Here is a 24,665-nt window from a genome sequence, read left to right on the forward strand (position 1 = left end):
ACTTTGCGTCCCGTGCGATCACGGGGGTGTCCTGCTCGATGTTGAAGCTCTTGGGGGTTGTGCATGCCAGCATCGTCCAGCGCAGGGCCATGCTTGCGTCGCGCCATCGCTTGACGTTGCCGCAGACGCGGCGGATCGTGCCGTTCATGTTCTCGATGATGTTGATGGAGGCGAACGATCGCCGGAGCTGCTGCGAAAGTGCCAAGGCCCGTGACCATGAGGATTTAATTGAGACCCTCGTGAATGCTGGCCGCCACGCTCGGCGCGTCGCGCTCCGGGCGGCGCGCCGGGCGTTTATGCAGGTCATCTTGCTAATCGAGCTAACGCTACATAGTCGGATCGAACCACAGCACTAAGACGTTTTAACTTTCCATCACTTAACCGCGCAATGATGGCGCGCGTTTTGGTGCATTTCATTTCTAGACCGTGTCCATGTAAGGGATTGAACGAAGTCTGATAAAGACCCACTGCTCAAACTACTGCGTCGCTGGTGCGTGGGACAGATCGGCGGGATGCCGTAGACCCAGCTTCTCACGCAGAGTACCCGCGCCTACGGCAGACGAAAGCAGGCCGCGATGTTGCAATTCCGGTATGACCAAGTCCTTAAAGTCGGTCATCGAACCTGGCAGCAAAGGCGGCATGACGTTGAAACCATCCGCAGCCTGGGTACTGACCCACTCTTCGATGCAATCGGCAATCATTGCGGCTGTACCCACGACCTGCAGATGACCTCGAGCGCCCGCGAAGCGCATGAACATCTGCCGGATTGTCAGAGAGTCGCGCCTCGCGGTCGCGACAAACAATTCCTGCCTGCTCCTGCTTGAGTTGGTCACGTCAATAACTGTCGGTAGCATGTCGTCGAGAGTAAGCCCGGACAGGTCGAGACCACCGAGGCGGCTAATGAAAGGAATGCCAACGTCCGGATGCAGCAAGGATTGCAGGTGTTCAAAGCGATCCTCGGCTTCGCGCTGGGTTCGTCCTACCACTGGAAATATGCCGGGCATGATGATGAGATCATCTTCGCTCCGATCATAGTGCCGGAGCCGGGCTTTCAACCTCGCGTAGAACTCCCTCGCCTCGGCGAGGTTTTCTTGCGCAGTGAACACGACGTCGGCTGTCGCCGCAGCAAGCTCCTGACCATCTTCCGACGATCCTGCTTGAACGATTACCGGATGACCTTGTGGTGGCCTAGGAATGTTCAATGGGCCTCGAACCGAGAAGAGTTCCCCCCGATGGTCAAGCACATGCATCTTACTCGGATCGAAATAGAGGCCCGATGCCTTGTCGCGGACGAATGCATCGTCGTCCCAACTATCCCACAGGCCTTTGACAACAGAAACGAACTCCCGAGCACGCCGATATCTCGCCTCATGGGGCGGAAGATCGTCATTGGACAAATTTAGCGCCTCGAACCTATTCGCGGAAGTAACGACATTCCATCCAGCCCGACCATCGCTTAGATGATCGAGCGAGGCGAATCTGCGTGCGACTTGATATGGATCATTGTAAGATGTGGAGGCGGTCGCAACCAAACCGATTGCCTGTGTGAACGGCGCTAGAGCTGACAGAAGGACGATAGGATCGTAACATTCCGTGCGCGCGTTGCGGCTAATCATTGGGAGGTTGTCCGAGGTGATACCAAGCGTGTCAGCAAGAAAAACAAAGTCGAAGAAGTTGCTTTCCGCATTGGTCACGATGTCGACATACCGCTTGAATTCCATCCCTCGCCCCGAGGTTGCGTCGGGATGCCGCCATGCGGCCTCGTGGGAACCGTCGACTATGAGGAATAGACCTAATTTGATGGGGCGTTCTTGGTTGGGCATTATAAGTTCTCCTCGCGTTCGGTACGAAGATGCTTGGAGCTCCGGGAACGGGGCGGCGGCTCCTTAGCTTTTGGATACTTTGTAAGTCCAAGCTCTTGTACGCCAGGCCGTTCTTAATGATTGAACCCTGCCGACCCGAGCGCGTATGTCTTCCAGAAGAGCTACCCATGCCGTCCGTCCAATTTGGCTCGGAACGTAATGCGCCGATCGCCAAGTCGCCATGAAGGTCTCCGGTGACATTTCGTGCCAATCCAGGCGATCGCTATATATGAACGGATCAAAGTACGACGAGCTATTGATAGGCTCGATGGCCTTCTCGGCGTTTGTAAACGTCTGAAAGATTGCCGAAGAAGATGCCCGCACGAGATCATCTATCGAACGCTGAAAGGTATCGGTCACCAAGTCTCTGGGGTTCCAGAGCACGGTGAGGAAGCCATCCCGTCGAAGCACACGGTTACATTCCTTGAGCGTCCGTTGGTGGTCTAAGAATTGGAAAGCATTTCCAATAAGGATCCAGCTCGCGCTCTCGTCATCCAACCCGGTTTCTTCAGCCAATGCGGAGCGCCATTCGAACGAGTCGCGTCCGCGACCAAGACGGCGCGCCTCGGCGTGCATCACGGGCTCAGGCTCAATAGCCCATCCACCAAGGCCGAGCGACACCAGCGTCTCTGTCAGATTCCCGGTTCCTGCGCCTAAATCAACCACGTTCCGTTGGTTCTTTTCGATGTGGAGACCAGAAGATAGTGTTCTCAGGAGTTCTGGAGAGTGCGGCGGGCGTTGGCTGTAATCGTGGGCGCTCGTCGTGAAATCACCCCATTTGATCGCGCTATCCATCGTCAAGCCTTCCCGCTGCGGCGCTGCTTTGAGGTGCTTTTTTCCTCATTGCCAAGCTTCAGCTCATACAACCCGACAAGGCCGGAGATGTGATGCGGGACGCGGGTAGCAACCGGTACAAATCCGAGTTTCACGTAGAAGCCGCCGACGCGCTCTTGTGCATACAGCCAGACTGAGACTTCTCTGTCCGTGATCAGATTGCATGCGCTTTCAACCAGTTGCCGTCCAAGTCCCATATCGCGCAAATGGCTCGCAACTGCGACGCCGCGAATGCGCCACCCGGCAGCACTCCCCGATGGAGGAGGCGCTTGCTCCCTAACAGCGGACGCTACTCCGACGAGCTGATCTTGCAGTGCTGCAGCCACGTGAATGCTATCCGCTAGAAGATCGCCAGACGAAATCGTGTCTCTGGGATGTCTTTCCGGTCGGAGTTCTGATGTTCGCAGCGGGATCACGGCTGAAAGGGGAACGCGCATCATTGATATTTTGTGCATATCCACCTCCTTAGCCGGGTGCCTTCAGAGGCACAGCGTCGACCGGGCTTTGCCTGGTCTTGTGGATCTCTCGGCCTAGGACTTTGTCCAGGATTGAGAGCCCAACGACGAGGTCTTTGGTGGTCGGCGGCGCCGTCAGCGACACCCGGACCGCGTTTGGAATTCTAGAGTCATTGACAGCGAAAACGTCTGCAGGACGTATGAGAACGCCGCAGATTTTTGCGGCGTGTACAAGCGTATGGCGCTCAATACAATCTGGCAAAGGCATCCAAATGTGGAGCGATCCAGGCTTCGTCACGTACTCGGCAGCCGTTAGGATCTCGGATGCGATCGCATGACGTTCGCGAATATTGGTCCTTACGGCATCGATGATTTGCTGCGCAAGGCCGGCGCGTACCCAGTGATTTATTGTCAGAGCGGATAGAGCGTTCGGAAACCACCAGGATAATCTCTGCACCGGTGCGACCAGTTTCCGCGCGCGGGTAGCGGTCGGCGCAAGCAGATAGGCAAAGCGCAAACCCATCGCAAAGCACTTCGAGACGCTCATGCAATACCACGTAATGTCCGGCGCAAGTGCAGCTATGGGGAGAGGGGCATCGGGATGCAGAAAGCCTAGTACGTCGTCCTCAATAATCGTAATCCCGAGTCTCCTGCACGTCTCTGCGAGGCGAACCCTACGGGCGCTCCCCATCACCGCAGTCGTTGGATTGTGGACCGTCGGATTGCAAAACAACGCTCGCTGGCCTGATCCTCCGAGACAGCCGTCGTCAAGGGTTTCGGGAATTATTCCCTCTTGATCAACCGGTAGGCCTACCAGCTTCAACCCAGCGCGTGTCGCGAGTTGTCTCAATACGGCATAAGTGACTGATTCAGTGAACAACGTTGCTCCCGGCTCGATCATTCCAAATAGCAGGTTCAACGCGCTCTGCGTGCCATTCGTCACAACTATACGGTCGGGATCGAGCTCTTCGTCGAAACGGGCGCGAAGCCAGCACGATCCGGCTTCAACATCTTCCTTTGCTCCGCCCGGACGGTTGCAACGGAGGTTCATTGCGGTCGTATCCGAATGACAAATCTCCCGAAACGCCTCCTCGAGCGCGTCGTGGATAATGTGCGGTGCGGGCGGTAGGGCCGTGGTCAGGTCGATCGAACTATCCATGCTAGAGTCGGCCATCAATTCCTCCAAACGGTAATTTATTTCGTTACCAATTGGCAGCAGTTCGTCTACGTTCTCGTTGCCAATATGATAGATGCCCAGACACAGAACGCGGTGACGACGAGGTACATGACGCCTGTCGTCTTCGGCACTCGGAGGGGCACAATGTGCAGGACAGCAAGAACGACGAGGACGAACGCGAACAGGTTAGGGAAGATGGCCTCTGGAATATCCGGACGGAACAAAAACATGATAGCCGTTACCGGTACCGCATAGGTGGTCGGCACGCCGATGAACCGGCCACCCGGAGATCCGAATACGTTGAAGTAGCTTAGCCGCAAGGCGCTGGCCACAATGAGGGTCGCTCCGGCAGCAACTGAGATCGTTGAGCCATGGCCGATGATGATTGACGTGACGGCCGGAAAGACGCCGGCACTCACCAAGTCGGCGAGCGAATCCAGATTCTTGCCGACCTGTCCTGCCTCAACCACGCGGCCTCGCGTCCGCTGGGCCACCACGCCGTCGAGGTGATCGGCAAGCAATGCCCAGAGCACGATTGCTACCCCGATCTCAGGCATGCTGGCTACTGTAAAGTTGATACCGATGGCCGAGAGCACAAGACCTGCTGCAGTCACGGCGTTTGCCGGATCGAGAAGCTGGCGGAACATTGAAACCTTTCGCATCAAGCAATCCGATGCCAAAACGGCACGGCTGACGAACGACGGCGATACGGCGACGGATTTGCATTGAGCGGGCCGAAAATCCTCCGTGCCGTCGATCTCCCAACGGAGCCCGTCACAGCGGGCAGCGTGGTATTTCCGAGCTGCTCTATCAGCATCACACCTTGTTTGATGTCGCCGCCCCGCGATTGGACGTGCCACTGAGGCCGGATCTCTGGCTGCGGAAAATCCGCTCGGCTACACGGAGGTCTGCCGTGCTGTCGATCTCAAACCATCTCAGGTCATCGCAGAGTGCCCCCTTTATCCTCAGCTCACCATCCGCGATCAAGCAGGCAAGCACCTGTTCGACATAGGCCTTGCTGCCACCAGCGGCGAAAAGGGCGTCTAGTCGCGGAACGAGGTGCTCCTTCAGCGTGTACTTGCCGAAGCGGAAGAGGTTGATGGTCTTATAGAGTGGCTCCGTCGATAGGTCGGCACTGCTTTGGTTTAAACGGAATTCACGCACGTAGCCATCCTCAGAGAGGATCACGGCCGAGCCGGTCATCATTTCGTCGAAGATGTCGATCGCTGCGACATCGCCTTCATGATCGAGCAGGCGGGACAGCGCAGAGCTTTCGAAAATGACATCACCCTCCAATAGGAATATGTCGCCATTCATTAGGGTGTCGCGCGCGAGCCACAGCGAATACGCGCTACCGGTTCTTTCGAATTCCGAAGAGTCGACGTAGGTTATTTTCATGCTGCCGTATGCGTCGCCGCAGGACGCCGTGATGTCGTCCTTTCGATAGCCGACGACGATGGTCGTTTCCGAAACGCCAAGAGCGGCAAGATTGCCGAGTGCGTTGTGCAAAATCGGCCTACCATGTACTTCGATTAGAGGCTTCGGCCGCGTCTCGGTCAGAGGCCGAAGGCGCGAGCCGAGTCCCGCTGCAAGAATGATGGCTTTGCTTGGAGCATCGGGCATGATGTTAACCGTCTTCGATTGCAGGCGCTTGGCCGGAGCCGATTATTCAGTTCCACGTGTTCAGAGTTGCGGTCAGACGCTGCAAGCCTTTGTCGAGTAATTCGAGATCGATGCCGTAGGAGAGTCGAACTCCAGCGGGATCGCCAAATGCGGTGCCGGAAACAGTTGCGATACCAGCATCCGTCAGCAAGGCGTTAACAACGTCATCGGCATTGAATTCGCGACCATTACGGTTGGTGCGCCGCAGCAATTCGGTAAGATCAAGATAGAAGTAGAATCCACCTTGCGCAGCGGGCGAGGGCACCGATGTCAGCCCTGAAAGAATCGACAGCCCGCGCGCTCGCGCGTTGGCCACATGGTTCTGCAACTGCAGTTGGAATGCGGGATCACCGCGCTCCAGGTAATGCAGCAGCGCATGCTGTGCAATGACATTGGGATTGGACGTGGTATGGCTTTGTAACGTCTTAGCCGCACTGATGACCGCCTTGGGGCCGGCGAGATAACCAATCCGCCAGCCTGTAAGGGCCAACGACTTGGAAAACGAATTGACAATCAAAGTACGATCGCGTGCCTGGGGGGCGACCGAAACGATCGGATGATGGGTATGTGGGGCATGGGCGAAAGCTCCGTAGCATTCATCGAAAATGATCCAGAGGTCCCGGTCGATGGCGAGTTTGGCAATGCCAGCAAGAATGTCGCGGTCGTAGATCGAGCCGGTCGGATTATTCGGCGTGTTGACTACGATCGCCTTAGTCTTTGATGTAATAGCCGCCACGAGGTCCGTAAGCCTCGGGACAAAGTTATTATGTCGGGTTTCGATAAAGACGGGCTTGCCGCCGGCAACGACAATCTGGGCCGGGAACGTAGTCCAGTAGGGGGCGGGGATGAGCACTTCATCCCCGGGATTCAGAAGAGCCATGGCCGCATTGAAGAGCGCCTGTTTGGCGCCGCTCGTCACCGCGATCTCGTCTGCCGACCAGGGTTGAGTAGCTTCGGCGGAAATCTTGCAAGCTAGTGCATGGCGCAACTCCATCAGACCGATCGTGTCGGTGTAGCGGTTGAGGTTGCGGCTGATCGCGGCGATTGCCCCCTCGCGCACCGATGGTGCTATATCGGCCCAGATCTCTCCGGCGGTTAAATCGATAATTTCCTCGCCCTTCGCGGCAGCTGCTTTGGCAGTGGCCCTCGCCGCGGCGGTGCCCGACGGGTTGAGCAAGGCTGTCCGTTGCGCCAACATGCCGTTTCCTTCGATCTAAAATGCCGCTTTATGGTTACCGCCGTGGCGTAAAGTCTGCCGGAAGCCTTTCGAAAGGTGACCTAACGACCCGAACGAAAGAACTCATGCTCCGACCGCCGTAGGTTATCGGGGAGTCAGATATCGCACTTCCGCACGGGCGAGTTCGTCATACCCCAACAGCGCGAAGACCTCGTCGAGCGTCGCGATACGTGGCTCAACGCCGGCAATGCCTTCCTCGGCCATTATGTCATCGCAGACTTGCCGCATTGCTGCCGCTGCGGCTCGCATGGAGTGATTCGCCCAGATCACCGTCGAGATGTCGGCGTCGCGATATGTTGAGACCGGTGTTCGGAAGTACTTCGTAGGAACGATGACGACCGGCAGCCTGTTCTGCCAGGCACTCACAAACGAAAAGATCTCGTCCGCGCTGCTCTTTCGTGAGTGGATAAGAATCGCATCGGCGCCCGCGTCGGCGTAAGCGTGAGCGCGCAAAAGTGCTTCGTCCATTACATGGCCGCCGATCAGGGCTTCGATCCGAGCAACGAGGACCATGTCGTCCGCGACTGTATCCTTCACGGCCCGCAGACGGCCAGAGAATTCATTGATATCGGCGAGGGGATGCCGCTCGCCAACAAATGAGTTCATCTTCGGAAAACAACTGTCCTCGAGCGCGACGCCGGCTGCGCCACGCTGACGGAGCTTGCGCGCCAAGAGGCGTGCATTATTGAAGTTTCCAAAGCCGCCATCGCCGTCAACGAGCACAGGAAGCGCGGTCGAGTCCACGATGCGCTCGACCACGTCGACGAACTGGCTCCATGAAGCTTCGTTGGCATCGCGGTAGCCGAGAGTGGTGGCAATCGACAGGCCCGACGCCCAGAGACCTTTGAATCCTGCACGCTTGGCGATCGCGGCGGAGAGTCCGTCATGCGCTTCCATGAGGAACGAGAGCTCGCTATTGGAGCAGACCAGTGCGCGCAGCATTTCTACGGATGACGAAACAGCCGATCGGCTAGGTCCGTTATCGAATACATATTGTGGTTGATGTTGCATGCCGAAATCCTTGCAGGTCTCGTTCGACCTGCCGACGTTCATCCACCGAAAGTGACATGTTTCTGTCACGTAGATCAATTGCTAGCGTTGGTAGTTGACTGACGCGAAAAATTGTTATGTGGAGGCGAATTGATGCAGGGCGTCGCGGCTGCCGCCCCGACAATTATAGGGCGTGCGATCGTTGGTATCAGAATTCAAAAAATAGTTGTTCGATCGGAGGCAATTTTGCCCACCGAGTCCGTAGTCGCTTCATCAATGTTGATCGTGGCGGCCTTTGCATTGTTGAGGCTCCGCGCCAGACGCTAAGCCCCGAGGCTCCTCGTATTGTAGGACCCTTCGGATTGCTACCGTTGAAGTGGTCGAAACTCGACGAGGCTGTCGCCGTCGACCCGGATCACGATGGCGCCTCAACTTGCGCAATATTTGCCGTGATTTAGTCTTTGAGGAGCATACCAGAAGCATGGGATCCGCTACGAAGCTCAATAGCCGATCTGGGCAGGCACTGCGAGATCGAGATCAAGCGTCTCTGATGCCAACTGTCGAAGTTGCGACAGGCTGTCAGGGCCGACACATCAGCTTTAGCAGATACTCTTATAAATCAAGCACTCGCGATTGGCACGAGCCTTGAAGGACGGTTGTCATCCAGCATCGCCTCCATAACGAGTCGGAGTAATGGCTTACAAGATTGGGTCTTCTCAGTTCACCGGATGCGGCGGGTATGAATTCGATCGCTCCAGCGTCGCTATGCGCCTAGACGCGCGTCCGCGCACGAGTTTTTCACCGTGATCGAACAGATGGGCATAGCGGTTAGTGCCGCCGCCGATGCACGCGCGTTCTGCGGCGCCGCACCTGTGCCGGGCGCCGTGCCTGCCGGCGCTGACGTCCGTGATGCGGCCGACTTTGAGCAGCTCGAGGCCGAAGTGCGGCGTATGGATGCCGACGGGCCAGCCGCGGTTGACTGGCGGAGAGTCAGTAAGCTGTCGCTTCATATCCTGGCGAACCAATCAAAAGACATTCTGATCGCCTGTTGGGCTGTCTATGGTCTCTTTCGCATCGAGGGATATCAGGGTCTTGCCGTGGGACTAGCAATCTTGCGCGGCATGATGGACGTGCATTGGGATGGGCTCTATCCCCCGATCAAGCGGGAACGTGCACGGGTTGGAGCGGTCGATTGGCTCGTTGGTCGCCTTGGTCCGGCTGTGGCCGAAACTGCGGCGACTGAAGCCGATTATCCGGCGGTGCTTGCCGTCTATGAAGCGCTTGAAGATCTCGATCGCCAGTTCGGCGAGAAATTGGTCAACCAGCACGTTGCCTTGGGCGAGCTTTTCCGGGCGCTCAAGCCGCATTACGAGGAAGCCAAAAGCACGGCCGCTGAGGCCGCGGATCGCATGGCCGACGCGGTCGGTGCTGCCGAGCAGACCTCGGCCGCGCCGGCGAAAGCTGGGCCACCGGCTGATGGGCCTCAACTTGCGGTAGCACATCTGGCGGTTCTGCGCGGCGTCGATGGCGACTGGGCCGAGTTCACGGAGCGTTTACCGGATATGCTCCGGCAGGCAGCGGCCGCCATGCGGCTCGCCTCGCCGACAAACCCCAAGGCCTATCTGCTCAATCGCGTCGGCTCGTGGATGCGTTTTGACGCGCTCCCACCCGATTCGGGTGGCCGCACCGAGGTGTTTCCGCCCGCCGATAGCATCGTCGCATTAGAAGCAAAAGTGGTGGCCGGTCAGCACGCCGATGTCGTGAATTTGGCCGAAGAGATCGCCTGGACGGGACCGTTCTGGCTCGACGCTCATCGGCATGCAGCCGAGGCGCTGGAGCAAATGGGGCCGTCATTTGAGACGGCGGCCACGGTGGTACGCGGAGCGGTGACCATGCTGGTGACACGCTATCCGCGGATCTTGGAGTGTCATTTCAACAACGGTAGGCCGTTTGCAGATGACGAAACGCGTGCCTGGGCCGCCGCGGTGATAGACGTGGCGACAAGCCCTGATCTCGCGGAGGAGGCGGTCGCTGACGCATACAAGCTCATCGGCGGTGGGCAGCCGCAGGCGGCGCTGGAGAGGCTGTCGCGTGCGCTGGATGGTGCGACAGGCGAACGTGCGCGTTTCGTCGGCCAGCTTGCGCAAGCACGTTTCTGTGTCGAGACCGGATTCGTCACGACCGCTGTCCCGCTGCTCGAGCACATTGAAGGGGTTGTCGCTAAGCGCGACCTGGAAAGTTGGGAGCCGGCGCTTGCGCTTGAGGCTGCTGAACTGCGCTTCCGCGCAATGACCCATTCTGAGTCGCAACAGATGATCGACGAGCCTCGCCGTCGCCTCGCACTGGAGCAGATCCGAATTCGAGCAGCACGGATCGACATCGCACGGGCGAGCCGCCTAGGTCGCGGCTGAGTTCGTCAAAGCCAAAGGGCTAACGGGAGCTGGTATGGCACAGGAAAGCTCGGTCGCTCCGAAGGAGCGCGTTAATATCCGCTTCAAGCCGGCAACCGGCAACCTCAAGGAGGATGTCGAGTTGCCGCTCAAGCTGATGGTTTTGGGTGACTTCACCGGACGGGTCGATGATTGTCCCGTTGAGGACCGAGAACTCGTCGATATCAACAAGGACAACTTTAACGAGGTCGTCAAAGGTAAGAAACTGAGCCTTGACATTTTGGCCGAGAACAAGCTCGACGAATCGCCTGAGGCCGGCAAGCTGTCAGTAACGCTGAGGTTTGAGAGCCTGAAGGATTTTGAGCCCGAGCGTGTCGCGCAACAAATTTCAGAAGTTCGAGCGTTGACTGAATTACGCGCAGCGCTGGTCGCTCTGAAGAGCCCGCTTGGCAATGTGCCGAACTTCCGTAAAGCGATCCAGAACTTGCTCGAAGACGACGGCGCTAGGCCGCGGCTACTTGGCGAGCTCACCGACAAGCCGGAGCAAGTGGCATGAGCGAGGGTGCTATGACTGACGCAAGCGCGCAGCAAACCGCCGAAGTCACCACTACGACCACTGAGCTTTCGCTGCTTGATCAGGTTCTCGTCGAAACCAAAATCACCCCGCGCGACGAGGGATACCACCTCGCCCGCCGGGGCGTCGCGGCTTTCCTTGCCGAGCTCATAAAACCGGGGCGGGCCGATGGGAAGGTCAACAATGCGCTCATCGATCAGATGATCGCGGAGATTGATCGCAAGATCTCGGCTCAGCTCGACGCCGTGCTGCATACCGACGAGTTCCAAAAGCTTGAGGCGGCATGGCGCGGCCTCAAGTTCTTGGTCGACCGAACCGATTTTCGTCAGAACATTAAGATAGAACTTCTTAGCGTCAGCAAGGACGAGCTCCTCACCGACTTCGAAGACAGCCCGGAGATCGTCAAGTCCGGTCTGTATAAGCTCGTCTACACAGCCGAGTTTGGGCAGTTTGGCGGCCAGCCCGTCGCAGCCATGATATCGGCCTACGAGTTTGGCAGTTGGAGTCAAGACGTTAAGCTCATGCGGTACATGAGCGCGGTAGGGGCCATGTCGCATTCGCCTGTCATCGCCTCGACCGGGCCTGAGATGTTCGGCGTCGAAAGGCATGAGGAGATCGCCAACCTCAAGGACCTGCAATCGATTTTCGAGGGGCCGAAATATGCCAAGTGGAATTCGTTCCGCGAAAGCGAGGACGCTCGCTATTTCGGCTTAACGCTACCGCGGTTCCTTCTGCGCTTGCCCTATGGACCGGAGACGGTTCCAGTAAAGAGTTTCAACTATCAGGAAGCTTCGGATGGCGAGACAAGCAACTATCTGTGGGGCAACGGCGCCTTTGCTTTCGCAACCCGCCTGACCGAAAGCTTCGCCAAGTACCGCTGGTGTCCAAACATTATCGGCCCACAGTCAGGTGGGGCGGTGGAGGACCTCAATCTGCATACCTTTGAATCGATGGGGCAGTTGCAAAGTAAAGTACCTACGGAGGTGCTCATCTCGGACCGGCGCGAGTTCGAGCTTGCCGAACAGGGCTTCATTGCCCTGACCATGCGCAAGGGCTCGGACAACGCCGCTTTCTTCTCGGCCAATTCCGTGCAAAAGCCGAAGTATTTCGGCAATACCCAGGAAGGGAAGGCAGCCGAGCTCAACTACAAGCTTGGTACCCAGCTGCCCTATATGTTCATCATCAACCGGTTCGCACACTATATCAAGGTGCTGCAGCGTGAAAACATCGGCTCATGGAAGAGCAGGGAAGAGCTGCAGAGCGAGCTCAACAACTGGATCCGCCAGTATGTTTCCGATCAGCAGAATCCGTCGGCAGATGTCCGCTCGCGCCGTCCCTTGCGTAAGGCGGAGATCGACGTTGAAGATGTCGAAGGTGAGCCGGGCTGGTATCGCGTCGGCATATCCGTCGTCCCGCACCTGAAGTACATGGGCGCGGATTTTGCTTTGACGCTAAAGGGCAGGCTCGACAAGCAATAAAGGGTCGGTAGTCGATGTTCGACCGCAGCCTTATTGAGCGCTTGGAAGAAGCGGCCGTGACCATGGTCCCATCGCATCATCTTTCGTTCGACCGTCTCCAAGCGAGTATTCTGGAAAATCTGCGTCGGATCTTGAACTCGCGCCAGGGCTGCTGCGAGACGCGACCTGACTACGGCTTGCCAGATCTAAATGACGCGATCGGCCAGGGAGTTGACGCGGTTCGCGCGGTCGCTCGCCTGCTCAAGCAGGAGATCGAGGCGTTCGAACCTCGATTGAAAAATGTTTCGATCCGCTTTCATGCCGATCCCGACAAGCCGTTACAGCTGACGTTCCACGTAACCGCAATGGTGAACGATGACGACCAGGTCGAGCACGTTTCGTTCGATACGATCTTGAGCGACGACAGGCGCGTCCTCTTGAGAGGCTGAAGCGGTGGCCATCAACCCGTATTACGAAGATGAACTGTCCTACTTGCGCGAGCTTGGCCGCGACTTCGCCCAGGCTAGTCCCGAGCTCGCTCCCTTTCTCGGGCGTGAAGCGACCGATCCGGACGTGGAGCGGCTCTTGGAAGGCTTCGCCTTCCTCGTGGCGCGGCTACGCCAGAAGCTCGACGACGAGTTCCCAGAACTTGTCCATGACCTGTTGCGGATGGTATGGCCACAATATCTCCAACCCCTGCCGCCCATCACGACGCTGGCGTTTGCCGTGAAGCCATCGGCGAGCGACGTGAGCGTGAACGTTCCTGCTGGCACAAGCATCCGCTCGCGTCCGATTGAGGGAACCAGTTGCGCGTTTGTCACCTGCTATCCAATTGACGTGCTGCCGCTGGAGATCAATGCCATCGAGCTCGAGAACCGGACGAGTTCGGCTCGCCTTACCCTGGCTATCAAGGCAACCGGTCGGCAAACCCTATCATGTCTTCGGAAAGGCCGGCTCCGGTTCTTCTTTTCGACTGAGCGCGAGCCGCAAGTAGGTCGCTATCTATTGACCTGGCTGTGCCGTCACGTCACGGCAGCGACAGTCACCGTGGGAGATCAACAGGTCGTTGCCGCAATTGGGCCAACACAAATCGCGCCAGTCGGCTTTGGCGATGACGAGGCGGTTTTGCCTTGGCCGCCGAACGAGTTCTCGGGATTCCGGATCATTCAAGAATATCTGACTTATCCCTCGAAGTTCCTCTATGTCGAATTGTCCGGTCTCGACCCGGTCGGAACCAAGACGGAGAGCGAGTGCAAGCTCGGCATCGAGTTTCATCGTCCGTTCCCCCCGCAATTGCGCTTAAGCAAGGATCAGATTCGCTTGAATTGCGCACCAGCCATCAATGTCTTCGCTCACGAGGCGTCGCCGATCCGCCTGGGCCAGAAGAAAACCGAATACCGTGTGCTTTCGTCGGGGGGACCGAACTTCAGCATCCGTTCTGTCGATCGCGTGACCGGCCACATGCAAGGACACCCCGAACGCATGGAGTTCGAGCCATTCGATCTGTTGCGCCACGATCTACCCGGGGCCGGTCGCAGCCGAGCTTACTTTCGCCAGCGCATTCGCCCCTCGGTGGTCGGCCGGGGCATCGATCACTACGTCAGTTTCGTTGATCGACTCGACATCACCCAACATCCGCCGATCGATGTCGCCTCGCTTCAATTGACCTGTTCCAATGGCCCCATCGCCGAGCGGCTACCGGTTGGTGCGGTGGATCAGCCTTCCTCCGACACGCCTCGCTCGGTCACCTTCTCCAACATTACCGGGGTCGTTGCAGAGGTGCCGCCACCGATCAATGACGGCCTGTTGCGGCGCTTGACGGCCAATCTGGCGCGCAATTACGGCTCCATGGTCAATATCGATACGCTGCGGACCGTTATTTCCAGCTACGATTTCCGCGCGGTGCACGATCTTCAGGCGCGCCGTCGCCTGGAGCTGTTGCTCGAGGGGCTCGACCGGTTCGTGACCACCGATACGGACCATGTGGTGCGCGGCGCCCCGATCCGGATGCGCAACATCGAACTCTTCGTGGCTGACAGCAAGATCGGTAGTGAAGGCGAATTGTTCCTGTTCGGCTCGGTACTCGACGCCTTCCTCGCGACCTTCGCCGGTATCAACATGCTGCACCGGTTTTCGGTCTGCGGCACGGAGAGCAACGCGCACTACACATGGCCAGCGAGAAGCGGAAAGATCACGCCGTTCTGACTGCGCCCGACGATGTCAAGGAACTCGCGGCTTACGGATTTTTCTCTCTCGCAGCCCTTCTTGAACGGCGCTTCAGCGATGCTCCCCCAATCGGATCAACCGACGATCCTGCGCGCGAGGCGGTGCGCTTCCGCGCGGCGCCGATGCTCGGCTTTCCCGCTGACGAGATCGAGGAGATCACGCAAGTCAAGGCCGTCGGCGAGCGGCTGGAAGTCTTTGTCAATTTCCTGGGGCTGCACGGCCCATCGTCGCCGCTGCCCCCCTTGTTCACCGAACGGGTGATTCACGGGGACGGTACTGGAGCGCTCGGCCAATTTTTTGATTTTTTCAATCACCGTCTGATTAGCCTGCTGCTGCGAATTTGGAAGTACTATCGCCACCATTTGCGGTTCGAGGAGGGAGCAACCGATGCGATATCGGTGTCGGTCGGTGCGCTTTTTGGGCTCATGCCCGCGGAAAACACAGCTGATGAACGGGAATGGCGGATCCGGTTGCTGCCTCATGCAGGTCAGCTTGCCTTGTCCAGCCGATCGGCACCGCTCGTAGCCGGTGTCATTTCAAACCATCTGGACCTTCCGGCCCGGGTTGAAGAATTCATTTGGCGCGAAATCGAGATTCCGCCGGAAGCGCAGTGGCGTCTGGGTAGCCCTGGTGTTCAGCTCGGCTTTGATACTCTTGCTGGCGAGACAATGCCTGACCTAATGGGAAAATTTCGGCTTTGCCTCGGTCCGCTCAGCAAGCAGCAGTTTTTGTCACTGCTGCCCGCTCGCGAGACCCACACCATCCTTTGCCGTCTTATAAGTGCCGTGTTGCGCGAGCCGCTGGCCTGGGACCTCAAGCTAGAACTGGCGCCCGGAGAGATGCCGGAATGGGTTCTGGGTAGAGGAGAATTGGGCTGGACAACGTTGATCGACCCTTTCGAGGCGACAGAGAGCTCAGTTCTCTTGTGATCGTCTTCGCAACTTCATTCGTCAGGTTCGACGTATCGAGGTCCGGCGCGCACGCTTCTGGCAGGCCCTCGTCTTTGATGCATTGAAAGGACGGAGCCAGATGGTACATCCGCAAGCATCCAGCGACCGCCCAAGTGCCTCTGCCGAGCCTGCACGGATCGGCTACACGGCGAGATCAAGTGAAGGGGTCGTGTCGGAGCTCAGCCCCATGTTGACGCTTGTCCAGTATCTGACAATCGTAGCGCCTTGTCACGTTCAGAACACCGGCCGCTGCTTGCGGCGCCCCATTTTTCAAATGCCGATCAGTAGCTTGAAGAGTGAGAACCGTTGGCACGGCGGTTGCTAACAGGATGCCGTTAAGAGAGGGGCTTAAATGCAGGCGGACACGCAGGACGAGCGATGCTCTTCTTCTCTCGCACCTATGTGCCGCGCTCCTGAGAGGGAAAAATCACTGCCTCCTTCACCCGCCTGAGAGTCCACGAAAAGCGAATGTGCGTGCGAATCGGCCGATCGACCTCAAAATCTGGTGCAAGGAACAGGTGCAAGGGAGGTAGCTACGGTTGGCGCCTCGCACAAGTCTGGTCTGGTGGGCGCATACGAAAGGCGCGCTGAAAAGTAAAGTCGAACAAGGCTGGGATGCATCTCATACTCGGAATCATCGGAGAGAACGCTGAAAGCCTGGGCCGAAACGCAATACAGACGTTTGGACCGGAAGGTGGCGTTATCGGGCGGGGACTTGGCTGCAACTGGCAGCTTCCGGATCCAACCAATACTTTATCGGCACGCCATGCGCAGATCGCGTTCAAGGGTATCGGATTCTCCGTCACCGACACCAGTACGAACGGCATCTACATCAACACGATCGACGCGCCGTTGGGGCGCGGCAATACGGCGCCGTTGGCCGATGGCGACACATTATACATGGCCAGCTACATCATCTCGGTCATGATCGAGCACGATCCTGACGAGAAACGCAAGCAGCTCGGCTTAACGAGCTCGAACGCCGTGCGCATCAGTGGCGGAACGCCGGCTGTGCCGTCGCCTTCACTCGGTGAGGAATTGCCCGATGTGCTCCTTACGGCTGCCGGGCTGTTGGGTAGGCATGCAGATCTTCCACTCGATCCGTTAACGGCGATCGACGGGTGCCAGTCGTCCTCCCATTCAGCTGCGCAAGAGAAGCGACAGGCGGTCGTTTCACCACAGGTGCGTGATCTCTTGTGTCTTCTTGAAGACGAGGTTCCCGGCAAGGACGAGGGATCAGCCGAGCCGGATCTGCTGGCGGACTCGTCTCGGATGGCGCGATGCTCGAGCGCGGTTGACGCGGAGATGCCGCCCGCGCATGCGCGACTGCGCGAACCTCCTTTTCCGTTGCCGCAGGCTGAGACCTCATTTGACGAGCCATTGCGTCGGCCGCCTACACTCTTCAAGGAAAGCTCGGCCGCACAATCGACCGGCCGTCCTGCACCGATCATTCCAGAGGGCCTTGAAATTGGCGATCTGTTGCCGGGGGTTAGCTCGTTCGGAGTGGCGCCGCCCGCATCGCCACGAGAGACGAATTGGTGCCTCGACGCACCAAGCGCCCCGTTTCAGGTGGCGCCCAATCCGCTCAGTCCCGCTTCCGCCGATCGCCGGCCAATGAGCGCTCCCGGTGCATCGGATGTTCGTCCCGGACAGCGCGGGCCTGATGGGGCGGGGGTCATAAATGAGCGGGCTGCGCGGAGGCCGATCGACGCTTCGCAGGCTCACGACGCGACGCCCATTGCAGCCTCGCTTTCCCCCGCAGGGGCGCCGGCAGAATCAGGTGAACTCCAGGAGCTCTGGAACGTACTGGGGATCGATCCGGAGTGTCTGCCGTCGGCGCAGCGCCGGGAGGTCCTCGCTGAAGTCGGCCGCGCGGTCACAGAAATGGCCAACGGCCTGCAATCGCTTCTGGCTGCGTGGACCATAGTCAAAGGCGAACTCAAGATTGAGCCAGCACGGGCACGCGCTGGCGACAACAACGCATTCAAGTTCATGAAGAGCGGTCATAGCGCGCTGCGCGAGACGCTTGCGAAGCATCACGCTTTTCTCCCGCTTTCCCAATCAGTCCGTGAAGGGTTCTACGACATCAAGGCGCATGAGGCCGCCGCCATAGCGGCGATGCGCGCGGGGGTCACCAATGTTCTCACACATATGAGCCCGCAACGGATCGAGAGTGATGGCGCCAGGAAAGGCCTCTTTGGCACCCGCATCAACAAGGCCAAGCTGTGGGACCGGTTTGTCGAGCTGCATGCATCGATGGTCAATGACGTCGATCGGGCTGTGCGCACCCATACCGCAGAAGAGTTTGCGAGAGCCTACGACTCGCGGCTCTCGGCACTTGGCCCAAGCGGGCGGAAGGCGCCATGATGGTGTCGCCGTACAAGCTTCAGCGGTTATCTCTCGTGAGCGGAGCATTGCTGATAGCCGCCGTAGGAGCCAGCTGCTCGATCGATAAGAGCCTGAAGACAACGTCGATCAAGTTCGTCATCCAGACCGATCCGCTCGTCAATCAGAACGCGCGCGGTGAGCCGTCGCCTGTTGTCGTACGCATTTATGAGCTGAAGTCGACGACCAATTTCGACCGGGCGCAGTTCTTCGAGCTGCTCGACAACGACGCCAAACGCCTCGGGCCCGACCTGGTGGCTAAGCGCGAGACTGAACTCAAGCCTGGCGAGAAATACGATTTCGAGCGCAATACGCCCATTGACACTCGCTATATCGGCGTGATCGCCGGTTTCCGACTGGGCAACGATGCGCAATGGCGATCGACGGCCGAGATCAAGCCCGACCGAGACAACACGATTTTGGTGAAATTGACGGCGCATGCGATCAGCGTTGAAGCCAGCCAAAACTGGTGGAAGATCTTCTGATTGCCTCTGTCGCCGTCATGGCGAGGTCCTGAGCAGACCGGATTAACAAAGCGACTTGGCGATGGCTGTGACGAGTAGACCGATCTGGTCGGAAGGCATGTTGGTGCGGCCGCAGCACTTGCAGCAATACGACCGCTGGGTCGAGCAACTGCTCGAGAATCGCGTCGGCTGTCTGATCGCCCACGGTTGGGGCGTTCGGAAGATTGCCTTTGATCGCAGCTGCCTCGCGCTCGGGCAGGTCGTCCTTACCGAGCTCGAAGCCATTATGCCCGACGGCACGGCGCTTCGATTACCTGAGCACGGTCAGCTTCCACCTGGACGAACACCTCCAGCTGCGGCGAAGAACCTGCCGGTGAAGATCGCTGTGGCGCGGCGCCGGAAAGCCGGCAACGATCTCTCTCCCGGGGATGGGGATTCACTTTTGAGTCGCCATCGTCAGGAGGTCCTGCAGGTCCGGAATGCGACTGCGCCTGAAAAGCCTCCCGTCGATATTAATGTTGCAGCGCTGACAACGCATCTTGTGTTCGACGATGAGGAGCAGGGCGATCTGATCACGATGCCTATCGGTCGGATCCACGAGATCGACGCGGCCGGCGCCATTACGTTGACCGCCACCTACCTCCCGCCGGCCCTCGATATCCACGCGGTCCAACCGCTGATTGCGCTATTGAACGAGGTCAGGTCGTTGCTTCGGACCCGCGCTGAGGCTCTTGCCGCGCGCGCCGATCCGTCACGCGCGAGGGCGGATGGCGCGGGACTGATCGATCTTGTCACCTTATCCATCGTGAACGGCGCCGAAGCCGTTTTCGACCATTTCGCAGCGACGCGCGGGCATCATCCCGAAACGCTTTTCCGCGCGCTGCTTGGCCTTGCAGGACAGCTGTCGAGTTTCGCCGGCGATCGCCGCACACCCGCAGATATGCCCGCCTATTGTCATGAGGATCTCGAGACCGGCTTCACGGCTCTGGTACGTATCCTGCGCGAGCTCTTGTCCGTCGTGATTCAGGGCGCCGCGATATCGCTGCCGCTGCAGGATCGCGGTTACGGCATCCTGATCGCTCTCATTGCCGACCGCGCCTTGTTTCAGGATGCTCGCTTCGTTCTTGTAGCGGTGGCGAGTGTGGCGACCGAGACACTGCGCATCCAGCTTCCGGCGCAAATGAAGGTAGGCTCGGTCGAGCAGATCCGAGATCTCGTCAATCTTCAGCTCCCCGGTGTTCCTATTCGCGCGCTGCCTGTGGCACCGCGCCAGATACCCTACATCCAGAACGCCGTCTATTTCGAGCTCGATCAGTCAGTGGAGCTGTGGCGCACCCTGCCGCGATCGGCGGCCTTCGCTTTTCACGTCAGCGGTGACTACCCGGATCTGCATCTCGAATTCTGGGCTATCCGCGGAGAACGTTTAGCTAACCAGGCTGAAACACATGGATGAGCCGACAGTCATTGGGCGTAGACCGCTCGCTCCGACCCCTAATATTCAACGCGGCCAATCTTCCATTCGCGTTCCGTCCGGGGCCGCCGCAGCGAGGTTTCCCGTTACGCCAACACCAGCAGCTGAACCCGGCGAAGTTGGGATCGCCAATCATGCCGAAATTGTCGCGCAGGGTCTGTTCGAGCCAACCGCACTGGAAGACACATTGGTTGCGGCCGCAACACCGATCCTATTGATCGTCGCGCAGCTTCGCATGGTCGAGAACGCCGATATAGGGGCGATGCGCCGTGGAACTGTCGAGCAAATTCGTCGCTTCGAAGAGCGTGCCGTCAAAAATCAGGCGCGCCGCGGCGATGTGAGCGCCGCGCGTTACCTCATATGCGCGCTGGTCGACGAAGCTGTGATGACGACGCCATGGGGCAGTGAAAGCGTCTGGAGCGACAATAGTCTGCTCAACCAGTTCCACAACGAGACGTGGGGCGGCGAAAAGGTCTTCCAGATCGTCGAGCGTATCCAGGCCGAGCCGGCCAAATACCTCGCACTGCTAAAGCTCGTCAATGTCTGCTTGCTGATGGGCTTTGAAGGCAAATATCGCATCATGCAAGGCGGCCGCGAGCAGCTTGAAGACCTGCGCGCGGAGGTCCATCGCCTTTTGGGCGAATACACGACCGCGCCGCCTGCTCAACTGTCGGGCGAATGGCGCGGCATCAGGGCGCGCACCGGTGTGCGCAAGTACGGGCGCTTGTGGGTTGCCTTCGCCGTCGCCGCTTCTGTAATGCTCATCGGCTACACCATTTTCCGTTGGCGCCTCGGAAGCCAATTGGCGGCTGTCGAGCAGTTGATCGAGTCGATCGGCCGCTCGAGACCGCTTTAGGGGGAGACGCTACGTGTTCGGCGCACAATTGGCGGCACTCTTCTCGGTTCGAGGCATCGTTACGCTGGTCTGCTTGCTCGCGATCAGTCTACTCATCTGGTTCGGCGGTCCTTATCTCGTCGTGTCCGAGCAACGTCCGCTCGACCAGATGACCGTTCGGGCCGCCGCGATCGTGAGCCTTTTTTTCGCGGTCGTGCTCGTCACGCTTGCCCGTTACTGGCTGGCGCGTCGCACAAACCGACGCATCATCAAGTCACTGATGGAGAGCGAGGGCCTGATCGGGCATGCCGACAACAGCCGGGAGGAAGTCGAACTCATTCGTAGGCGTTTCGAGGACGCACTTAAGGTCCTGCGTGATACGGTCTTCGCGGGCAAGCGCGGACCAAGTTATCTGTTCGAGTTGCCCTGGTACATCATCATTGGCCCACCGGGCGCGGGCAAAACGACGATTTTTCGCAACTCCGGGCTCGAGTTTCCGCTCTCCCGGCAGCTTGGAGTCGAACCGGTCGCGGGCATCGGCGGCACACGAAACTGCGATTGGTGGTTCGCAGAAGATGCAGTCTTGATCGACACGGCAAGCCGTTACACGACGCAGGACAAGGATGCCGAGGTCGACCGTGCGGCCTGGCGCGGCTTTCTCGATCTTCTCCTGACACATCGGCGGCGGCGGCCCATCAACGGTATCCTGGTTGCGGTCAGCTTGGCCGATCTCTTGTCGCCGGACGAGCCGGTGAGGCGGCGGCACACCGAGGCCATCCGTTCGCGGATACAGGAGCTGCTGAAGACGTTTCGGATGCGCATTCCGGTTTATCTGCTGGTGAACAAATGCGATATGGTGCCTGGCTTTACCGAATATTTCGGCGATCTCGACCAGCAAGGCCGTGCCCAAGTCTTGGGCAAGACCTTTCCTCTCGGGCCGTGCGATCGTATCGGCGACGCCGTAGGTCTGGAGATGCAGGAGCTTGCGGAGCGGCTTGAGGCGAGGCTGGCCCTTCGCATGCACGATGAACGTGATCTCATCCGGCGGGGACTCATGTATGCGTTTCCGAAGGAGTTCTGGGGTATCCGGAGCGCAATCGCCGGCTTCGTTGGTGAGGTCTTCCGATCGCGCCGCTTCGAAGTAGAGCCGATGCTGCGTGGCGTCTACTTTACCAGCGGCACACAGGAGGGAGAGCCGATCGGTTGCGTGATCGATGCGATTGGCCGGAACTTCGGTCTGCAGTTGGCCCGGCGCATGCCGAGCGTTGGGCCGGGGAGGGGGTTCTTTATCAAGCAGCTGCTGACCGAAGTGATCTTTGCCGAGCAGGGACTGGTTGGCCGCAATTTAAAACTTGAGCGCCGGCTCGCGCTGGTACATGGCGGCGGACATATCATGGCAATGGTGCTGACGGTGGCTGCCTTCATTGGGTGGTATAGTGCCTTCACTCGCAATGAGGCGCGTATCGACCAAACCAGATCGACGGCGCAGATTGCGGAGGCGCGCCTCCTGGAGACGCGCGGACCGCTCGACCTTAAAGCCGTCCTGCCAACACTCAATGCCGCGCACCGGCTACGACTGGCGGCTGGGGAAGACAGTTGGTTCGCCTGGCTTGATGGTCTCGGCATCTCGGCGTCCCCTGTGCTCGCGCCAGCTGCCCAAAATGCCTACGACCGCATTCTGCTCAATCGCCTGCTGCCGGTTTTCGCGGGCAGGCTCGCCATCCGCATCGATGCCCTGTTGCGCGCCGGCAACGACGCTTTGCTGGATCAGGTCAAGCAGGTGTTCCGTACCTATTGGATGCTGAGCGATCCCGGGCATTTCGACCGTGGCGAAGTCGAGCACGCTGCGCGCAATGAAGTCGCGCACACGTTTGCGCTCGATCCGACGTCGGCGGGCGAGCTGAACCAGCATTTTGCGCGACTTATCGAGTTGCTGCCGAAGCCCATCAGTGTCGACCAGCAATTCGTGGGAACGGTACGCTCCCGGTTGAGCAAGCGTCCGGTCGTCGAGCAGGTCTACGCCCGCCTCCTCCGCGAAGGCGCGCAGAACACGCGCCTGCGGCCGATCGATTTGATTGGTCTAATGGGCTCAGGCCAGCTTGAGATCACCCAGATGCCCGCCTTGCAGATTGCCTTTCCCGCCATTGACGAACAGCAACCGGTTGGCAATGCTGCTATGATCCCGGGGATCTTCACGCGCGAGGGTTTCCTCAATTTCGTGCTGCCGAACCTGCCGCTCATCGCCCGAGCAGAGCAGAACGCCGACTGGCTACTCGCTGGCGCCCCGATCGGCACGGCAGATATTCAACAGATCGCGCTCAAAGTCATGGATCGGTATGTCAACGATTATATCCGTGTTTGGTCAAATGCCCTGAGCAGTATCCACGTTGTCAAGTTTGACGATTTGCAACGCGGCTCAGCGATCATGCGCGGATTGGCCGGTTCTCAAAGCACGCTCCAGCAGGTCGTTTCGCTCGTACGCGACAACTCGAATTTGCTGCCGCCAGGGGAGCAGACCTTGGCCAAGGCCGGAGATCCTGGCACCACCGCCGGGCCTTCCTCGGCGGCCGTCAGTCATGCCGCGGGCGCTCTGTTCCGTGCTGCGTTTGGCGATGCACCTTGGCCGGGAACGCGGATCACCGAAGCGTTCCGGCCTCTGGCCCAACTGGCCACAGACGGGGCGTCTGGACAGTCGACGGGCATGGATCATATCCGTGGTCTCTTCGGCGGTCTTTATGCGGCGATGGCCAACATTGTGGCAGCACCGGATCCGAACCAGGCCGCGTTTCAGCTCGTTCAGCGACGCGCCAAGGATCCGAATAACGACGCTTTCGGTGCCCTGCGCGCCGACTCGGCGCTGCGACCGGAGCCGATTCGCACCATCATGAACGAGACGACGCTTCAGACGTGGAACAGTTTGCTCAAGCGGGCGCACGACCATGTCGATGCGGTTTGGACGCACGAAGTGATCCCGGTCTGCCAGGGTATCATTTTTCAGCGCTATCCAGTGTTTGAATTGGCAAGCGAAGACATGACTCTCAGGGACTTCGGCGATTTCTTCCGTCCCGGCGGCATCGTCGATGACTTTTCTCAGAAATACCTTTCGCCGCTTGTCGTCGACCGTCGGACCGGCCTTGCACCGGCGACCATCGATGGCGCAGATGCACCAATCCGCGCGGATGCATTGATACAATTTCAGCGCGCGCGCCAGATCCGCAATGCTTTCTTCGGCAGCCCCGGGTCCGCACCGGCAGTGAAGTTCAGCATCAAGCCAGTCTACCTCAGCCCCAAATTGATGGGCGCGACGTTCGTCCTGGACGGCAAGGAAATCGCCTATCGTCACGAGGCGCCGCGTGCCTACGAGTTCGAATGGCCGACTCGAAGCGATGCAAGTATCGCTTCCATTACGCTTACCGCGGCAGATAAAACCGAGGAGAGGATCGAACGCTCCGGCCCTTGGGCACTGTTCCGGCTCCTCGACGCGTCACAACTGGCCTCAGGTGGCGCTTCGGATCGGTTTGCCGTGACGATCGGTAAGCCGGATGGGACCAGCGTGACCTACGAGCTGCGCGCGGCAAGTGTGAGCAATCCGTTCAGCTTGAGTGTCCTTCGTTCGTTCCGGTGCCCGGATAGCCTATGACCAGCGGGCGTCGGCGTTCGTTTCTCCATCTGCGGGAAGAGTCCGGCCAATGGTAA

19 protein-coding genes and 1 pseudogene are annotated in these 24,665 nt (G+C 58.9%); 11 read left to right on the forward strand and 9 right to left on the reverse strand.

Annotation, left to right across the window (positions count from 1 at the left end; all coding sequences use genetic code 11):
• Nucleotides 1–64 precede the first annotated feature (64 nt).
• The 9 genes and pseudogenes from YUU_RS61065 to aepX form a co-directional block, all read right to left on the reverse strand.
• Nucleotides 65–293: pseudogene (locus tag YUU_RS61065) on the reverse strand (IS256 family transposase); the annotation flags it as partial.
• Nucleotides 294–476: 183 nt separating this feature from the next.
• Nucleotides 477–1,823: an LLM class flavin-dependent oxidoreductase gene (locus YUU_RS0108490; RefSeq protein ID WP_027522000.1), complete on the reverse strand. Its 1,347-nt coding sequence runs from the start codon at nt 1,821–1,823 to the stop codon at nt 477–479.
• 63 nt (nt 1,824–1,886) lie between these two features.
• Complete coding sequence (locus YUU_RS0108495) at nt 1,887–2,657, reverse strand: class I SAM-dependent methyltransferase (RefSeq protein ID WP_027522001.1); 771 nt, start codon at nt 2,655–2,657, stop codon at nt 1,887–1,889.
• Between the two features lie 2 nt (nt 2,658–2,659).
• Nucleotides 2,660–3,151, reverse strand: a complete 492-nt coding sequence (locus YUU_RS56200) for a GNAT family N-acetyltransferase (RefSeq protein WP_084801369.1) — start codon at nt 3,149–3,151, stop codon at nt 2,660–2,662.
• Between the two features lie 10 nt (nt 3,152–3,161).
• Nucleotides 3,162–4,325: a PLP-dependent aminotransferase family protein gene (locus YUU_RS0108505; RefSeq protein WP_156944169.1), complete on the reverse strand. Its 1,164-nt coding sequence runs from the start codon at nt 4,323–4,325 to the stop codon at nt 3,162–3,164.
• A gap of 50 nt (nt 4,326–4,375) precedes the next feature.
• Nucleotides 4,376–4,990 carry a phosphatidylcholine/phosphatidylserine synthase gene (locus YUU_RS0108510; protein ID WP_245287970.1) on the reverse strand — a complete coding sequence of 205 codons (615 nt, stop codon included), beginning with the start codon at nt 4,988–4,990 and terminating at the stop codon, nt 4,376–4,378.
• Between the two features lie 154 nt (nt 4,991–5,144).
• The gene (locus YUU_RS50365) at nt 5,145–5,951 is read right to left on the reverse strand and encodes a sugar phosphate nucleotidyltransferase (protein WP_198031718.1); all 807 of its coding nucleotides are present in this window, start codon (nt 5,949–5,951) and stop codon (nt 5,145–5,147) included.
• 46 nt (nt 5,952–5,997) lie between these two features.
• On the reverse strand, nt 5,998–7,188 hold the full coding sequence (locus YUU_RS0108520; RefSeq protein WP_027522005.1) for an aminotransferase class I/II-fold pyridoxal phosphate-dependent enzyme: 1,191 nt from the start codon (nt 7,186–7,188) through the stop codon (nt 5,998–6,000).
• Between the two features lie 123 nt (nt 7,189–7,311).
• Entirely contained in the window at nt 7,312–8,169 is an 858-nt protein-coding gene (gene aepX / locus YUU_RS0108525) for a phosphoenolpyruvate mutase (protein WP_027522006.1), read from the reverse strand.
• 851 nt (nt 8,170–9,020) lie between these two features.
• On the opposite strand from aepX, the gene tssA reads away from it, so the two are divergent.
• From tssA to tssM, 11 genes are all read left to right on the forward strand, one after another.
• Nucleotides 9,021–10,628: a type VI secretion system protein TssA gene (gene tssA / locus YUU_RS0108530; RefSeq protein ID WP_156944170.1), complete on the forward strand. Its 1,608-nt coding sequence runs from the start codon at nt 9,021–9,023 to the stop codon at nt 10,626–10,628.
• A 34-nt stretch (nt 10,629–10,662) separates the two neighbouring features.
• A complete protein-coding gene (tssB, locus tag YUU_RS0108535) occupies nt 10,663–11,163 on the forward strand; it encodes a type VI secretion system contractile sheath small subunit (protein ID WP_027522008.1) in 501 nt (166 codons plus the stop codon).
• An 11-nt stretch (nt 11,164–11,174) separates the two neighbouring features.
• Entirely contained in the window at nt 11,175–12,659 is a 1,485-nt protein-coding gene (tssC, locus tag YUU_RS0108540) for a type VI secretion system contractile sheath large subunit (RefSeq protein ID WP_027522009.1), read from the forward strand.
• A 14-nt stretch (nt 12,660–12,673) separates the two neighbouring features.
• A complete protein-coding gene (tssE, locus tag YUU_RS50370) occupies nt 12,674–13,087 on the forward strand; it encodes a type VI secretion system baseplate subunit TssE (RefSeq protein WP_051389661.1) in 414 nt (137 codons plus the stop codon).
• 4 nt (nt 13,088–13,091) lie between these two features.
• A complete protein-coding gene (tssF, locus tag YUU_RS0108550; RefSeq protein WP_027522010.1) occupies nt 13,092–14,843 on the forward strand; it encodes a type VI secretion system baseplate subunit TssF in 1,752 nt (583 codons plus the stop codon).
• Nucleotides 14,807–15,793, forward strand: a complete 987-nt coding sequence (tssG, locus tag YUU_RS50375; protein ID WP_051389662.1) for a type VI secretion system baseplate subunit TssG — start codon at nt 14,807–14,809, stop codon at nt 15,791–15,793. Before tssF ends, tssG begins: the two co-directional genes overlap by 37 nt.
• A gap of 636 nt (nt 15,794–16,429) precedes the next feature.
• Entirely contained in the window at nt 16,430–18,181 is a 1,752-nt protein-coding gene (tagH, locus tag YUU_RS0108560) for a type VI secretion system-associated FHA domain protein TagH (protein WP_027522011.1), read from the forward strand.
• The gene (gene tssJ / locus YUU_RS50380; protein ID WP_084801370.1) at nt 18,178–18,684 is read left to right on the forward strand and encodes a type VI secretion system lipoprotein TssJ; all 507 of its coding nucleotides are present in this window, start codon (nt 18,178–18,180) and stop codon (nt 18,682–18,684) included. The genes tagH and tssJ overlap by 4 nt, the downstream gene beginning before the upstream one ends.
• Nucleotides 18,685–18,745: 61 nt before the next feature.
• The gene (gene tssK / locus YUU_RS50385) at nt 18,746–20,116 is read left to right on the forward strand and encodes a type VI secretion system baseplate subunit TssK (RefSeq protein WP_063621677.1); all 1,371 of its coding nucleotides are present in this window, start codon (nt 18,746–18,748) and stop codon (nt 20,114–20,116) included.
• Nucleotides 20,109–20,990 (forward strand): type IVB secretion system protein IcmH/DotU, encoded by an 882-nt coding sequence (icmH, locus tag YUU_RS50390; protein WP_084801371.1) that lies wholly within the window; start codon nt 20,109–20,111, stop codon nt 20,988–20,990. The genes tssK and icmH overlap by 8 nt, the downstream gene beginning before the upstream one ends.
• 13 nt (nt 20,991–21,003) lie before the next feature.
• Nucleotides 21,004–24,609 (forward strand): type VI secretion system membrane subunit TssM, encoded by a 3,606-nt coding sequence (gene tssM / locus YUU_RS0108580; RefSeq protein WP_027522012.1) that lies wholly within the window; start codon nt 21,004–21,006, stop codon nt 24,607–24,609.
• Nucleotides 24,610–24,665: the final 56 nt, after the last annotated feature.

Source organism: Bradyrhizobium sp. Ec3.3, from assembly GCF_000472925.1.
In the GTDB taxonomy this organism is placed as follows: Bacteria; Pseudomonadota; Alphaproteobacteria; order Rhizobiales; family Xanthobacteraceae; genus Bradyrhizobium.